The organism is Rugosimonospora africana (genome assembly GCF_016862975.1).
Lineage (GTDB): Bacteria > Actinomycetota > Actinomycetes > Mycobacteriales > Micromonosporaceae > Rugosimonospora > Rugosimonospora africana.
The window spans coordinates 144,517-158,549 of sequence record NZ_BONZ01000009.1 but is presented as its reverse complement, the minus strand read 5'-3'; the positions used below and the strand labels follow the sequence as shown (position 1 = coordinate 158,549).

The following is a 14,033-nucleotide window of genomic DNA, read 5'->3' as shown; positions in this document are numbered from 1 at the left end:
CCCGTCAGGGTCCGGCCCCACCGTGCATCATCACCACCACCGCCGGGGGCGACCGGCGTTTATGCCCGTAGAGGGAGGGATACATGTCCGTCACTTCCGGCGTCAGCACAGGCGACACGGCCGAGCAGCAAACGCAGGCGTCCGCTCCAGAACGTAAACGGGGTGCCTCGCTCCACCGGGGTGAGGGTAGGCGCGGCATCTACCTGGTCGCCCCGACCATCATCCTATTGGCCGCCGTGATCGGATATCCGGTGGTCAAAGCCATCGTGATGTCCTTCCAGAAGGATCCCGGACTGGACAAGGCGACCGGGATGTTCGTCAGCGGCGGCAACGCCGGCTTTTCCAACTACACCCACTGGATCCTCCAGCGGTGCGGTACCGCGTCCTGCCCACCCGGCACTCTCGGCGCCGAGTTCTGGGACTCGGTCGGCACCACGTTCATGTTCACCCTCGCCACAGTCGTCATCGAGGTGCTTCTCGGCATGTGGATGGCAGTGGTGATGAACCGGGCGTTCCGCGGCCGCGGACTGCTGCGCGCCAGCGTCCTGGTGCCATGGGCGATCCCGACGGCCATCACCGCGAAGCTGTGGTACTTCATCTTCGCGTACGACGGCATCGCCAACCGGGTACTACACACCCACATCCTGTGGACCGGCGGCGAGTGGGCGTCCCGGTTCGCCATCATCATCGCGGACGTCTGGAAGACCACGCCCTTCATCGCGCTACTCATCCTGGCCGGGCTCCAGGTGATCCCGGCCGAGACCTATGAGGCCGCCCGGGTTGACGGCGCGAACTCCTGGCAGCGATTCACCAAGGTGACGCTGCCGCTGGTACGCCCGGCGCTGATGGTCGCCATCCTGTTCCGCGTCCTCGACGCCCTGCGCATCTACGACCTGCCGGCGATCCTCACCGGCGGCGGAGGGGGAACCGGACACGCCACCACCACCCTGTCGATCCTCGTGGTCGACCAGATCCGCGGCGGCTTCAACAGCGCGGCGGCGCTGTCCACACTGACGTTCCTGCTCATCTTCCTGGTCGCCTTCATCTTCGTGAAGTTCCTCGGCGCCCACGTGGTCCAGACGCAGCAGCGGCAGCAGAAGGGAACGATCTGAGATGGCCTCGACAACCGCGGTGGGTGGCCGCGGGGGCCTCGCCTCCGCAGCGGACCGGCCCGCGATGCGCCCCCGCCGGCGCTTCACGTTCGCGGCGGCCCGCAGCTACCTGGGTATCGTCATCATCGTCGTCTTCTGCCTGGCGCCGTTCTACTGGATGGTGGTGACCGCCTTCCGGAACGTCGGGTACACCTTCGACACGACGCCCTGGCCCACCCACATCACGCTGGACAACTTCAGGACCGCGTTCTCCACCAGCCTGGGCAACCACTTCGGCCGAGCGCTCATCAACAGCCTCATCATCGGCGTGTGCACGACCATCCTGGCGGTGGCGGCCGGGTGCTTCGCCGCGTACGCGATCGCGCGGCTGGACTTCCGCGGCAAGTATCTGGTGCTGGGCCTGGTGCTCGGCGCGTCGATGTTCCCCGGGGTCGCGCTGCTGACGCCGCTGTTCCAGCTGTTCACGAACGTTCACTGGATCGGCGGGTACCAGGCGCTCATCATCCCCGACATCTCGTTCGCCCTGCCGCTGACCGTCTACACGCTCACGGCCTTCTTCGCCGAGTTGCCGTGGGAGTTGGAAGAGGCGGCAGTGGTCGACGGCTGCACGCCGGGGCAGGCGTTCCGGAAGGTGCTCCTCCCGCTGGCCGCGCCGGGACTGTTCACCACGGCGATCCTGGCGTTCATCTCGTCCTGGAACGAATTCCTGCTCGCCAGCGAGCTGTCGAACGACAAGACGCAGCCGGTGACGGTCGCCGTCGCTCAGTTCACCGGCAGCCAGCCGCACCAGGAGCCCTACACGGCGGTCATGGCCGCCGGCACGATCGTCACCGTACCGCTGGTCATCATGGTGCTGCTGCTGCAACGGCGCATCGTGGCCGGCCTGACGGCGGGCGGCGTGAAGGGTTAGGCCGTGGCCACTCCCGCCCGGTTTCTGGGCGGGCCGGTCAAGCGGCCCGGGAAGACGGGCCAAACAGGGAGGGCACATGCACCCCAGGGCCCGCGCGCAGCGGCTCGAGATGGTCGTCGGGATCCTCGGTTTCTTCACCGCGGTGGCGTTCATCGTCACCGTGGTGGCCGAGGTCCGCGGCCAGCCTGCGCTGCGGCCGGCACTGGTACTGGCGGGGTTCGCGGTGATCCTGGCGGTGGCGGTGTACTTCTGGCGTAAGAGCTGACGGCCGGCCCGGGTCCCTGCGGAGCCCGGGCCCATGCCGTCGGCCTTGACCCCTTGGATGCAGATCGGCTACGAACCGCCTCAGCCCAGCACCACGATGTACTCGTGGGCCGCCTGCGCCGCCTGTTGCGCCGCCACGACCGCTTCGGCGAGAAGCTGCTTGGCCTGTTGGGCGCGGGCCACCGCCTCGGCGACCTTCGGATGGTTCGTACCCTGGGCGACCGCCTGAAGCCGAGCGACCATGCGGTCGGCGCTCTCGGCCGCGGCGTTCGCCTGCCCGGCGATCGTGCCCGCTTCCTGCGCGGCGTGCCCCAGGCCCGCCTTGACTTCCTCGATAGTGGCCATGGTTGCTCCGTCCCTCCCAGTCGGCTGCCGGTCGCGAAGCGGTGCGGCGGGACATGCCGCCGCACGCCCACAGTAGTCACCCGGTGACGCTGACCGGAACCCATGCGAAGCCGTTGGCGGCGACAGGGAGTCGTCGGGCAGGCCGGTTGGGTCAGCCGCCGTGCTCGTAGGGAGCGCCGAGGGTGTAGAGCACGATGGCAAGCGAAGCCAGGGTGAAGGCCACCAGAGCCGCGCGGCGCACGAACAGCGTGAGAGTCATGTCGTCACCTCCCCTCGCAACAAGCTCAGTTCCGACGGTTCAGCCGCCGAGTTCGTAGGGAGCGCCGAGGGTGTAGAGCACGATGGCAAGCGAAGCCAGCGTGAGCGCCACCAGAGCCGCGCGGCGCACGAACAGCGTCAGGGTCATGTCGTCACCTCCCCTCGCATGCCGGAAACGGAACCAGCAACGAACGGCGGCGCGTCGAGACCCGAGCCGGCCGGAGACAGCGCGCGGCGGCGCATCGACGACGCGACCAGAGCCACGATCCCGAGCGCGATGAGGAGATCTCCGACGCTGACGACCGCGTGCATCGGCGGTACCGCGATGACGTCGCCAAGCGGTGCGAGGCGCGTACCCGCGTGTGCCGCGGCGTTCTTCACGGTCTCGGCGTCCGGCGGCAGACCCGCCCGCACCGCCGCGCCGGGCGAGTACGGCATCCCACCGTTGAGCAGAATCGCGACCCCGTTGAGGGCCGCACCGGTGAGCACCAGCAAGCCGGTCAGCGCAATCGTGCGGCTATGTCTGAGGTTGACCGCCAGACACACGGCGGCCGCCCCGAACGCGACGGTGACCGCCAATCCGGCGGGTACGCCGGTCAGCAGGCGCAACGCCAGCAGTTGGCCGGCGGCGGCGATCCAGAGCAGCCACAGCGCCCGCAGCCGAAGGCCAGCGAGGCGTCGCAGCCTGCCGCCCAGCAGGTAGCCGACCACGACACCGAGGATCGGCGGTACGCAGTAGAGCAAGGCCGCACGGATGGACATCGGGCCCTCACCTCCCCCGTCGGTAATCGGCTGGTGTGTCAAGCGCCCGAACCGTACCGACGCTCCCCGGCGACGCGGAACCACGATGTCGAGGTTCAGACCGGCCTCAGTCGGATAGGCGAATCAGCGACAGCGTGATCAGAAATCGGTGGCGCCGGGCATCGGCTGCCCCGATGCTGGCGGAATGGCCAGCCGATTCGCCGACATGTTCGTAGACCTCAACGACGACCCACGCGTGGACGCTCCCGGACAGGCCGATGAGCGCAGCACGCTCCTCGGGTTCTTGCGATGGCAACGCGCGACGCTGGAACTCAAGTGCGCCGGCCTGACGCCGGCAGACCTGGCCCGCCGCTCGCTGGAGCCGTCCAAGCTGTCACTGCTCGGGCTCGTACGCCATCTGACCGATGTGGAGCGGGGCTGGTTCCGCGGCGGGCTCGCCCAGGAGGATACGGCTTCGCTGTATTCGTCGCGGGAGGACCCGGACGGCGACTTTGACGGTGCCGTACCGGACCCGGAGGTCGTGGCCGCCGCCTGGGCCGCGTGGCGGGAGGAGGCGGAGTACACCGACCGGTTCGTCCGAAGCGCTGACTTCGGCCTCTCCGTACCCGACGAGTGGCGCGGACCGCTGTCCTTGCGTTGGGTGCTGATTCACTGCGTTGAGGAGTACGCACGCCACCTCGGCCACGCCGACGTGCTGCGCGAGCGGATCGACGGCAGGGTCGGCCAGTAGCGGTTCTTACCAAATCTGCTGCCAGCAGGCCGAACCCGGCCGGCTTGCGGTGAATGGTCACCATGTGATGAGTGAAGGAAGCCAAGCAACTCGGGCCGACCGAGATCGGCCTGCTGCGTGGTGGGCGGTGGGCCGCGGCGCAAACCGCATTGGCGATGCTGGCCGCTCGTGGGCGGCTCATTGCCGGACCGCCTGGACGCATCCGGCGTACCGGCGTGGCACCCTCCGGCGACCACATGCTGGAGCGGGCACTATTCAGTGACCTGTACGGCACGATGGGTGCGCGGGAGCTCGCCAACCAACCGCGTGTTCGGCAGGTGGTCAAGGACGTCGAGTTGAGGCTGGTGCGGCAGGGCTACTTGCGGGCCCGGTCGGTCCGAATACTGCTGCCAGTAGCCTCTCTCACCGTGGTGCCGTGCGTCGCGGCTCGGCCGGCCAGCCAGGAGGTAGGGATTCCTCTGGTCCTCGCATCCGTCGTACTGGCCCTCTGGTTTCTGCCTCGCCGAACCTGGTCCGGCAGTCGGGCGCTGAACGCGCTGCGGGCGCGGAACAGAAGCCTGGCCACGATGATCCGTGATGGTTCCGCCGCCGGGTACAGCGCGGTCCCCGACAAGGTCGGCTTCGGCGTGGCCCTGTTTGGCCGGCCAGCACTGCTGGCTTTCCTACCCACGTTCGCCGCTGACGCCGGGTTGCTCGACGGCGGAAAGTGGACGCGCCGGCTCGACTTTCCCGAGGCGAGGCGGGGACGGTGGCGCTAAAGGCACGATCACCGGCACGACCCGCTTCGATGCGTCGAGGGGCCATCGGGTTGGTCGGCCGGTGGCCCCCCTCGACGTTGGTGCGCCGGCAATCAGCCGACCGTGATGTTCAGGGTCAGGTTCTGGTGCGCCGAGGGCAGGGTCACCGTGGGCCCGCTGGCCGCCGGGTCGTACAGGCTCTACGCCAAGGCGCCGTCCGGCGGCCCGTACGGCGACCAGTGGCTGGGCGCGGCATCAGAACGAACGCCAGCCGGGCCACCCACACGGCCACCCGATACGCCCCGGTGCCGCGGACCCTCGCGAGATCCGCGTCGTTCAGCGACATGAGCGCAAGCTACGACACCGGGGCAAGACTGCGGGGCAACCACATCAGCGCCCCAGCTCCGCCGGATGATCCGTGCCGTCTCTCCCGATCAATATCCGTGACGAGCCGGATCCCGGCTCTGGTAGCCTGACCCGGCGCCATCACCGGCGCGCGACACGTGAAGGACAGGTGAGGACATTGCGCGGATCAGCGCTGAAAGTTCGCCCTGCCCTGCTTCCGGCCGCCGCCTGACGCCCAAGCGCTCGCGAGCCCCGGAAGACCATCTCTCTCTTCCGAGGAGAACACGTTGTCCCGCACCATTCTGGTTCTCGGCGGTACCCGCTTCCTGGGCCGCGCCGTTGTCGACGCCGCTCTGCGCGCCGGGGACCACCTCACCCTGTTCAACCGCGGCATCACCAACCCTGACCTCTATCCGGACGTGGAGACGCTGCACGGCGACCGGAACGCGGACCTGTCCACGCTGGCCGGACGCGAGTGGGACGCGGTCATCGACGTCGCCGCCTACCGCCCCGAGTCGGTACGCGCGACGGTGGGCGCGCTCGCCGAACGGGTCGACCGCTACGTCCTGGTCTCGACCCTTTCCGTGTACGCCGACCACAACACCACCGACGGCCAGCACGAGGATGCCCCCGTCATCGAACTGACCGGCGGACTCGACCCCGGTTCGTTGTACGGCGCCCGCAAGGCCGCCTGCGAACGCATCGTGCTCGACGCGTACGGCGATCGGGCCTTCATCCCCCGGCCGGGTCTGATCGTCGGTCCGCACGATCCGACGGACCGGTTCACCTACTGGCCTCGCCGCATCGCACGCGGCGGACAGGTTCTGGCACCGGGCGCGCCCGACGATCCGGTGCAGTACATCGACGTACGCGACCTGGCCGAGTTCGTCGTTTCCGGCGTCGAGCGGAGCGGCGTGTGCAACGTCGCCGGCCCGGTCATGACGATGGGCGACCTGCTGCGGGCATGCGGGCCGGCCGATCTGGTCTGGGTGCCCACCCGGTGGCTGCTCGACGCGGGGGTCGACCCGTGGATGGGTGTACCGATGTGGGTGGCCGCGCCGGGTTGGGCGGCCGCCAACCGGGTCGACGTGACACGGGCGCTCGACGCGGGTCTGACGGTGCGGCCACTGGCCGACACCGTGCGGGACGCGACAACGACCGCCGAGCCGATGTTCACCGCCGACGAGGAGCGGCGCCTCCTGGACGCGTACCTCAACTGATCGAAGCGGCGCGCCCGTCCCGCGAGGGCGGGCGCGCCGTGCCCGACGTCTCCGCCATGAGACCGGATGTCGCGAATCCCTCTCACGCCGTCTCACCCCGATCACCCCGTCTCTGCTCGACATGGCTACAGATCTGGCTACAGGACGGCCTCCCCCGATGACATTCCCTTCGGGTGTGGCGCAGCGCGGCAGGGGCGCTCCACGGCTTGGGTGTGACGCGTGTCACTGAGAGCTTGCCGCTTGGCCGGACAGTTTGTGTCTGTGGAGAAGACCATCCGTGTCCGGGTTCACGACGGAGATCCCAGTGCGTTCCGGGAACTGTTCGATGAGTACGCCCGGTTGGTGTACCACCACGCCTTCCGGCTGACCGCGAACTCGGCGTCGGCCGAGGACGTGGTGTCGTTGACGTTCTTGGAGGCATGGCGGCTGCGCGGTCGGGTCGATGTCAGCATCGACGGATCGCTTCGCCCGTGGTTGCTGGGCATCGCAACGAACGTCGCGCATAACATGCGTCGCGCCGCCCGTCGGCACGACCTCGCGCTGGCCCGGCTTCCCAGGCAGCCGGTGGAGCCGGACTTCGCCGAGGAGGTGGCCGCCCGCATCGACAACCGAGAGCGGGTGGCGCTGGTGCAGACCGCGATGCAGGCGCTGCGCAAGCCCGAACGCGAGGTGCTGGCGTTATGCGTCGGTGCCGGGCTGGACTACGCGGAGGCGGGCGAAGCGCTCGGCGTGCCGGCCAGCACGGTGCGCTCCCGGCTGTCTCGGGCACGTGAGCGACTACGCAAGCTCGTCGGCACCGGAAAACTCCGACCGCCCCCAGAAAATTCGAGACCACCCGCCGGCCACGGACAGGTAGTAGCTGACCGCACGATCGCGGTCCGGTTCGCCCAGGAGACCACCCGATGAACGCCACCTCGACCCCATCGAACCCACACGAATATGAGGACCTGGCCTGGCTGCTGCCGGAGCCGGCGGAGTCGGAGCTGCCGAGCGACCGCTACCTACACATCCAGGAGTTCGTGATGAGCCAGATCCAGCAAGATCTGCGGCCCGCCCCGCAGCGACCGCGACGGGCATCGCGACGCCGAGTCGCTTACCTGGCCTCGGCGCTGGCCGCGACCGCAGCCATCGCCGGCGTCGCGGTCGCGGCGGGCGGTATCGGCGGCACGGCGACCTCACGCGCCCTCCCTGGCGCCTCCAACACGGCGGCGGCCACGTCCCTGTCCGGCCAGCAGATCCTGCTCGCCGCCGCCACTACCGCGGAACACCTGCCCAACGGTGCCGGCAATTATTGGTACCTGAAGGTGGTCTCTGACGGCGGCGACGGCAAACCATCCGTGTTTGAGATGTGGAACGGCCGAGACGGACAGACCTGGTTCAGGGGCGAGAAAAACGCCGGCACCGTAACCAAGTTTGAGCAGCTGAATCCGTTCGTGCTCGGCGGGGCCAAGGTCAGCTACGAACAGATTCAGGCTTTGCCGACCGAGCCGGCTGCGCTCAAGGCGTCCATCGACCAGATCATCAGCAACGGTGACGTTCGCTCGAGCGGCGGGGATCTGACCGCCGCGCAGCAGAAGCAGCAGGCCGTCTTGGAAAGCCTCATTTCCCTTGTCTCCCAGCTGCCCGCTCCGCAGAAGGTGCGCGCCGCAGCCTTCCGGGCCATCGCCGCCTACCCGAACGTGACCAGCCTCGGTCAAGTTGACGGCGGGCTGGGCCTACGGATCACCTTCGCCGAATTGCCGGCGGCCCGACTCGTCATCGACCCCACGAGCGCACAGGTGCGCCGGACGGACTTCATCGTCTCGCCCGACGGATCGCTCCAATTCGCTGCGGGGCGCGGCGACTTCACGCTCACGTCCGAGTGGACCGACACGCTGCCCAAGTAGGGCGCCGGCAGCCGCGCGGAGCCCTGGTGACCGCACCATCACCAGGGCCCGCTGCCGTGCTAGCGCGGACGACGAGGTCGGTGGATAGCGCGGCAGCGGGTCACGAGTGCGGTCCACGGGCTACGAAAATGGCCCGCCGGATGATCTCCGGCGGGCCATTTTCCCTGGTAGCGGGGACAGGATTTGAACCTGTGACCTCTGGGTTATGGGAAGCCAGCGCGGAGTCTCAACAGGTCTCGCTAACCGGTCAGGTCCACCAGACCACCACCGTGAACACGGCGTACAGACTTATCAGGCCCAGACCCGACAGCCAGCTTGACTTGCCGTCGTACACGACCAGGGCGGTCACCACCACGGCGACTGACACGGCAACGACGAGCATCGGCGCAAAGACCAGCGTCAGTGTGGTGGCTGTGGTGAAGCTAAGCAGCACCAGCGCTGGCGTGACGAGAAGCGCGGCCTGCAGCGGGCTATGGGTGACTACGGCCAGCGCGTAATCCGCGTGGTTGCGAAAGGCCAACTGGAGGCCGACGGCGTTCTGGATGGCGTTGGCGGCGATCGCGATGATCACTAGACCGACGAACTTTTGGGAGATGTGCAACGCAGCGGCGCCGGGCGTCAGCGCGTCGACAAACCAGGCGGAGACCGTCACGGAGATCGCGCCGGCCGCGATGAGCATGCTGATCGCGAGCCAGAGCGGCCAGCGTGGCGCTCCGGGGACGGCCCCGGTCGCGGCGGCTTCGGCCGATAGGGGGCGGCGGGGCCGACGGCTCAGTGACCTCGGCAGCGACAAGGCGAAAATGATCAGGAGGACCACCGCCGTTATGGCGGACAGTAGGCGCGCGTGCGACACGACCGGGATGTGTGTCAGGCGCGCCAGGCTGGGCAGCAGCACGGCGGCGCTAAACAAGATCAGCAGCACGGACAAGTCAAGAGCCCGGCCCTGCCTGAACCTCTGGGTCCGGTTCTTCAAGCCTCCGACAAGGAAGGTGGCGCCCAATATGAGCAACAGGTTCGCCACCATCGAGCCGATGATCGTGTACTGCACCACGAGGAGCAGGCCGTCACGCAACGCGAAGTAGGAAACGACGATTCCAGGAACGTTACCCACGGCGCTCTGCAGGACACCCGTGGCGCCAGCACCGAGCCGGTCACCCAATTGCTCCACCGCCCGGGCGATGAGCGCGGCCATGAGCGCGATACCGAGGACGGACCAGACAAAGGTAAGGAGCGCTGGAGCAGGTGCGTACCTGGCCGCCGCGGCAGCCACGACCGCGGCGACCCCACCAACGACGATCACTAGGTCCGATACGGTCAGCGTCCGGTCACCCTGCGACCGGTGTTCGATCAACGCCGCGAACCTCCGCCCCGTCATTTGATACCTAACGATCGTCCCAGAATCGGCAACTTCAAAGCGGCATCTGAGGCGACGGCGAGCGCGTCGCGTCTTGGAACAACCGCAGTGATCGACAGACGCTGATCATCCGTTACTGCAACGCGCTATGCCGTTTGACGCTCGCGCCGTTCCCGTAGCCCGGTCGACCGGGCTGCAACCGAAGACCGTCCGGAACATCCATGTGATGCTGCACACTGCCTTGGCCAACGCGGTCAACTGGCGCTACGTGATGGAGAACGTGGCCGAGCACGTCAAGCCACCCAAGGTGCGACGCCGCAAGCCCACCGTCCGGACCGCCGGCCAACTCCGAACCTTCCTCACCTCCGTACGAGAGGACCGGTTCTACCCGCTCTACCTCCTCGCCGCGATCATCGGCCTGCGTCGTGGCGAACTGTGCGGGCTACGTTGGCCGGCCCTGGATTGCGCGAATGGCGAGCCCGACAACAATCGGAACGGACCTTCTTCGACCGGGACTATCAGGAGACCAACAAGGTCTTCGTATGGGAGGACGGGCGCCCGGTACACCCGGACGTGATCCGCCAGAGGTTCAACCGCCTGTCACTCCGCTGCGGGCTGCCCCACATCCGGCTACACGACATGCGGCACAGCTACGCCACCGCCGCACTCAAAGCCGGAGTACATCTCAAAATTGTCAGCGCGAGACTCGCCACGCCTCCGAGGCGTTCACCGCCAGCGTCTATCAACACGTCCTACCCGGCATGGACCGGGAAGTCGCCGGCACGATCGCGGCGGTGTTCCTCGGCGGCGATGAGGACCAGGCCGACGACGCCGTTAGCGAATCCGTTCGCAATATGACGAGAACGGCCCGCCGGATGATCTCCGGCGGGCCGTTCTCCCGTGGTAGCGGGGACAGGATTTGAACCTGTGACCTCTGGGTTATGAGCCCAGCGAGCTACCGAGCTGCTCCACCCCGCGTCGCTTGGATAACCTTAGCGCACCGCTATCCCCGACCGCAAAACGGTTCCGGATCCGCACGTCACCGGCGGTTTTCCGGGCCAGAACCTGAGCGTTCCGGCCCGGACACCAGTGCCCCGGCTCACCCGGACGGCGGCGCCGACGGCGTACCGGACGGGGACGGCGACCCAGACGAGTTCGGCGACGGCGTACCCGACGGCGACGGCGTGGCGCTCGCCGACTGGCGGGCCTGCTGGTACGCCGTGATCGCGTCGTTCAGCTCCTGTAGCGCCTGCCCGTACTTCGTGAAGTCACCCGACTGCTGAGCCGACTTCAGGTCTGTCAGGGCCTTGTCGATGCGCTGCGTCGCCGCGTCGACTTCCGGGTTCGTCTGTGCCGGCGGCGGTTGGTTGGCGTTCGACGGCGGCGGACCGGTAGGCGGTGTCGCGCCGGCCGACTTCGCCGAATTCAGCAGTTGCGTCAGTGCGCCCTGCAGGCTGTCCGCGAAGCCGACGTACTGGCCGAAGTTCACCAGCACGTACTTCAGCTGCGGATAGGCGTTCTGCGCCTTGCTCTGTACGTACAACGGTTCCACATACAGCATGCCGCCGCCTACTGGCAGTGACAGCAGATTGCCGTAGATGACCGTGGCACTGTTCTGCAACAGGCTGATCTGTGGCCTGACCGAGTTGTCGTTAGTCATCTTCTGGTCGGCCTGCCCCGGCCCGGACACCTGCGTGTCCGGTGGTAGCTGGAGTATCTCCAGCTTCGGTTTCCCGTCCACGTACGAGCCTGTGACCAACGCGGCCAGGTTCTGCCTGCCGCGGGGCGTCATCGCCGACGTCAGCTGGAACGTGGTCTGGCTCTGCCCGGGGAACTTCGCCAGCAGGTAGTACGGCGCCTGGTTGGCCGCCGTGCCGGGCGCGGGATCCTGCGGTACCTGCCAGAAGTCCTGCCCCGAGTAGAACTGGCTCGGGTCCTTCACATGGAACCGGGTGAGCAGTTCGCGCTGAACCTTGAACTGGTCCTCCGGATACCGGAAGTGCTTGGCCAGCTCTGTCGGGATCGCCGAACTCGGCTGGATGAGGTGGCCGCCGAACGCCTTGTTCCACGCGTTGAGTACCGGGTCGGACTGCCCGAACGCATACAGGGTGACCTTCCCGGTGTACGCGTCGACCGTGGCCTTCACCGAGTTGCGCAGGTAGTTGATGTCGGTCTGCGCCTGACGGGTGCTGCCTTCGCCGGTAAGGGTGTCGCTGGTGGCCGACTGGAGGTCGATCTGCTGCGAGTACGGGTACGTCGACGCCGTCGTGTAGCCGTCGAGGATCCACACGACGTGGTCGTTGACGACGGCCGGGTACGGGTCGCCGTCGAGAGTCAGGAACGGCGCGACCTTCTGCACCCGCTGGCGGGGATCGCGCACGTACAGGATCTTCGAGTTGTCGTTGAAGACGCTGGAGATGAGGAAGTTGGTTTCCTTGTACTTGTAGGCGTACAGCACGCGCCGCAGGTACGAGCCGACCGACACGCCCCCGCTGCCGGAGTAGGTCACGTACTGGTCGTTGGAGCCGCTGGGCCGGTCGTACTCGGCGTCCTTGCCGTTCTGAGCCTTCCCGACGATCGCGTACGAGTTCATGTTCTCGCCGTAGTAGATCCGCGGCTGGGAGACGGGGATCTGATCGTTCGAGGACTGGCAGTTGGTCTGGCCGGTCTGGGAGTCGAGGAAGCCGGAGACGAATTCGGGCTGGCCGTTGCACACGATCTGGTTGGCCGGCGCGGCCACGAACCCGTACCCGTGTGTGAAGACGGTGTGCTGGTTCTGCCAGTTGCTCTGCTGCGGGGTGAGGTTGTTGTAGTCCAGTTCCCGGACGCCGACCACGTAGTCCTGCGGGTTGCCGTCGGTGGTGTACCGGTCGATGTCCAGCTTCTGGGTGAAGTCGTAGAAGCCACGCACCTGCTGCAGCTGGGTGTACGTGTTGGACACGATCGACGGGTCGAGCAGCCGGATGTTGGCCACCGTGTCGGTGTCGGACAGCAGGGACTCCGGCGGTACCGCGGCGGACGACGGGTACTGCATGGTCTGCACGTCGCCCAGGCCGAAGGCGTCACGGGTCGCGTCGATGCTGCGCTCGATGTACGCCGATTCCTTGTCGCGGAGGTTCGGCTTCACGGTGAAGGTCTGGACCGCGGCCGGGTAGATGCCGCCGACCGCGATGGCGGACAGCGCGAGCAGACCGATCGCGATTCCGGGCCAGACCAGGTTACGGATGAAGGCGTTGGAGAACACCAGAATCGCCACGGCGACCACCACCGAGATCCAGGCCAGGATCTCCTTGGCGGGCAGCAGCGCGTTGACGTCCGTGTAGCCGGCGCCGTACAGGTTCGTGGCGTCGTTGTGAGCGAGCAGCAGGCCGCGCTGGTCGAGGAAGTAGGCGACCGCCTTGAGCACGATGAAGAGCGCGACCAGCGTGGTGAGGTGCGCACGCGCAGCGGCGGTCATCCGCTCGCCGGCACCCTGCAGGCGCACCCCGCCGAACAGGTAGTGCATCGCCAGCGCGCCGAGCACGCACAGCACGACCAGGGTGAAGCCGACCCCGAGCAGGTAGCGCCAGAACGGGTACTGGAAGACGTAGAAGCCGAGGTCGACGCCGAACTGCGGGTCCTTGGTGCCGAACGACTGGGCGTTGGAGAACAGCAGCCACTGCTTCCACTGGCCCTGCGCGGACAGTCCGCCGAACAGGCCGACGACCGCCGCCAGGAGCCCGGACCACAGCCCGAACCGGGGCGAGATGATCCCCCGGTACCGCTCCAGCGACTGCTGCTCGGTGGAGTGCATGCGGAGCATGGGCCGCAGCCGGAACGCGAGCCAGAGGTTGATCCACACGACCAGCGCCATGCCGACCCCGAAGATCGCGAACAGCCCGAGCCGGGTCCGCAACACCGTGGTGAACACCTCGGTGTAGCTCACCTCGGAGAACCAGAGGTAGTCGGTCCAGGCGTTCACGAGCCAGCCCAGCAGGATGAACAGGACCACGACGCAGGCCAGCACGATCAATGTCATCCGGCCGCGGCGGCTCATCCGGGGCAGGGGGGTTCGCATTACCACGGCACCAGGGTACGAGGTGATTCTCAATCACGCGGGTCACCCCGGGG

The 14,033-nt window shown here is 67.6% G+C and carries 13 protein-coding genes and 1 tRNA gene; 9 read left to right on the top strand and 5 right to left on the bottom strand.

Features of this window, described 5'->3' with window-relative positions; translation table 11 throughout:
- Positions 1-83 precede the first annotated feature (83 nt).
- The 3 genes from Raf01_RS04620 to Raf01_RS04610 all read left to right on the top strand — a co-directional run bounded on the left by Raf01_RS04620 (position 84) and on the right by Raf01_RS04610 (position 2,287).
- Positions 84-1,112 carry a carbohydrate ABC transporter permease gene (locus tag Raf01_RS04620; protein WP_203916443.1) on the top strand — a complete coding sequence of 343 codons (1,029 nt, stop codon included), beginning with the start codon at positions 84-86 and terminating at the stop codon, positions 1,110-1,112.
- A 1-nt stretch (position 1,113) separates the two neighbouring features.
- Positions 1,114-2,022: a carbohydrate ABC transporter permease gene (locus Raf01_RS04615; protein ID WP_239133370.1), complete on the top strand. Its 909-nt coding sequence runs from the start codon at positions 1,114-1,116 to the stop codon at positions 2,020-2,022.
- A 76-nt stretch (positions 2,023-2,098) separates the two neighbouring features.
- Positions 2,099-2,287, top strand: coding sequence for a hypothetical protein (locus Raf01_RS04610; RefSeq protein ID WP_203916442.1), 189 nt, complete (start codon positions 2,099-2,101; stop codon positions 2,285-2,287).
- 80 nt (positions 2,288-2,367) lie between these two features.
- Here Raf01_RS04610 and Raf01_RS04605 read toward each other — a convergent pair whose 3' ends face one another.
- Together Raf01_RS04605 and Raf01_RS04600 are read right to left on the bottom strand one after the other, a co-directional pair.
- Positions 2,368-2,631 carry a hypothetical protein gene (locus Raf01_RS04605; protein WP_203916441.1) on the bottom strand — a complete coding sequence of 88 codons (264 nt, stop codon included), beginning with the start codon at positions 2,629-2,631 and terminating at the stop codon, positions 2,368-2,370.
- Between the two features lie 402 nt (positions 2,632-3,033).
- On the bottom strand, positions 3,034-3,651 hold the full coding sequence (locus Raf01_RS04600; RefSeq protein ID WP_203916440.1) for a DUF5317 family protein: 618 nt from the start codon (positions 3,649-3,651) through the stop codon (positions 3,034-3,036).
- 184 nt (positions 3,652-3,835) lie between these two features.
- On the opposite strand from Raf01_RS04600, the gene Raf01_RS04595 reads away from it, so the two are divergent.
- The 5 genes from Raf01_RS04595 (at position 3,836) to Raf01_RS04575 (ending at position 8,569) form a co-directional block, all read left to right on the top strand.
- Entirely contained in the window at positions 3,836-4,381 is a 546-nt protein-coding gene (locus Raf01_RS04595; RefSeq protein ID WP_203916439.1) for a DinB family protein, read from the top strand.
- A gap of 71 nt (positions 4,382-4,452) precedes the next feature.
- Positions 4,453-5,139, top strand: coding sequence for a TIGR04222 domain-containing membrane protein (locus Raf01_RS04590; protein WP_203916438.1), 687 nt, complete (start codon positions 4,453-4,455; stop codon positions 5,137-5,139).
- Between the two features lie 611 nt (positions 5,140-5,750).
- The gene (locus Raf01_RS04585; RefSeq protein ID WP_203916437.1) at positions 5,751-6,683 is read left to right on the top strand and encodes an NAD-dependent epimerase/dehydratase family protein; all 933 of its coding nucleotides are present in this window, start codon (positions 5,751-5,753) and stop codon (positions 6,681-6,683) included.
- A 261-nt stretch (positions 6,684-6,944) separates the two neighbouring features.
- Complete coding sequence (locus Raf01_RS04580; RefSeq protein WP_203916436.1) at positions 6,945-7,589, top strand: RNA polymerase sigma factor; 645 nt, start codon at positions 6,945-6,947, stop codon at positions 7,587-7,589.
- Positions 7,586-8,569 (top strand): CU044_5270 family protein, encoded by a 984-nt coding sequence (locus Raf01_RS04575; protein ID WP_203916435.1) that lies wholly within the window; start codon positions 7,586-7,588, stop codon positions 8,567-8,569. The genes Raf01_RS04580 and Raf01_RS04575 overlap by 4 nt, the downstream gene beginning before the upstream one ends.
- A 247-nt stretch (positions 8,570-8,816) precedes the next feature.
- Here the strand turns inward: Raf01_RS04575 and Raf01_RS04570 are convergent, their stop codons facing one another.
- A complete protein-coding gene (locus Raf01_RS04570; RefSeq protein ID WP_239133369.1) occupies positions 8,817-9,920 on the bottom strand; it encodes a calcium:cation antiporter family protein in 1,104 nt (367 codons plus the stop codon).
- Between the two features lie 764 nt (positions 9,921-10,684).
- On the opposite strand from Raf01_RS04570, the gene Raf01_RS04565 reads away from it, so the two are divergent.
- A complete protein-coding gene (locus tag Raf01_RS04565; protein WP_203916434.1) occupies positions 10,685-10,846 on the top strand; it encodes a hypothetical protein in 162 nt (53 codons plus the stop codon).
- Here the strand turns inward: Raf01_RS04565 and Raf01_RS04560 are convergent.
- A tRNA-Met gene (locus Raf01_RS04560) sits at positions 10,825-10,901 on the bottom strand. The two genes, Raf01_RS04565 and Raf01_RS04560, sit on opposite strands and share 22 nt — an antisense overlap.
- Positions 10,902-11,022: 121 nt before the next feature.
- Positions 11,023-13,980 carry a UPF0182 family membrane protein gene (locus tag Raf01_RS04555; RefSeq protein ID WP_203916484.1) on the bottom strand — a complete coding sequence of 986 codons (2,958 nt, stop codon included), beginning with the start codon at positions 13,978-13,980 and terminating at the stop codon, positions 11,023-11,025.
- Positions 13,981-14,033: the final 53 nt, after the last annotated feature.

What these genes read in the sequence shown, in the direction of transcription:
- Raf01_RS04620 (WP_203916443.1), top strand. Translation starts at nt 84, where the DNA reads ATGTCCGTCACTTCCGGCGTCAGCACAGGCGACACGGCCGAGCAGCAA.
- Raf01_RS04595 (WP_203916439.1), top strand. Translation starts at nt 3,836, where the DNA reads ATGGCCAGCCGATTCGCCGACATGTTCGTAGACCTCAACGACGACCCA.
- Raf01_RS04555 (WP_203916484.1), bottom strand. Translation starts at nt 13,980, where the DNA reads ATGCGAACCCCCCTGCCCCGGATGAGCCGCCGCGGCCGGATGACATTG.
- Raf01_RS04605 (WP_203916441.1), bottom strand. Translation starts at nt 2,631, where the DNA reads ATGGCCACTATCGAGGAAGTCAAGGCGGGCCTGGGGCACGCCGCGCAG.
- Raf01_RS04615 (WP_239133370.1), top strand. Translation starts at nt 1,114, where the DNA reads ATGGCCTCGACAACCGCGGTGGGTGGCCGCGGGGGCCTCGCCTCCGCA.
- Raf01_RS04600 (WP_203916440.1), bottom strand. Translation starts at nt 3,651, where the DNA reads ATGTCCATCCGTGCGGCCTTGCTCTACTGCGTACCGCCGATCCTCGGT.
- Raf01_RS04610 (WP_203916442.1), top strand. Translation starts at nt 2,099, where the DNA reads ATGCACCCCAGGGCCCGCGCGCAGCGGCTCGAGATGGTCGTCGGGATC.
- Raf01_RS04575 (WP_203916435.1), top strand. Translation starts at nt 7,586, where the DNA reads ATGAACGCCACCTCGACCCCATCGAACCCACACGAATATGAGGACCTG.
- Raf01_RS04565 (WP_203916434.1), top strand. Translation starts at nt 10,685, where the DNA reads ATGGACCGGGAAGTCGCCGGCACGATCGCGGCGGTGTTCCTCGGCGGC.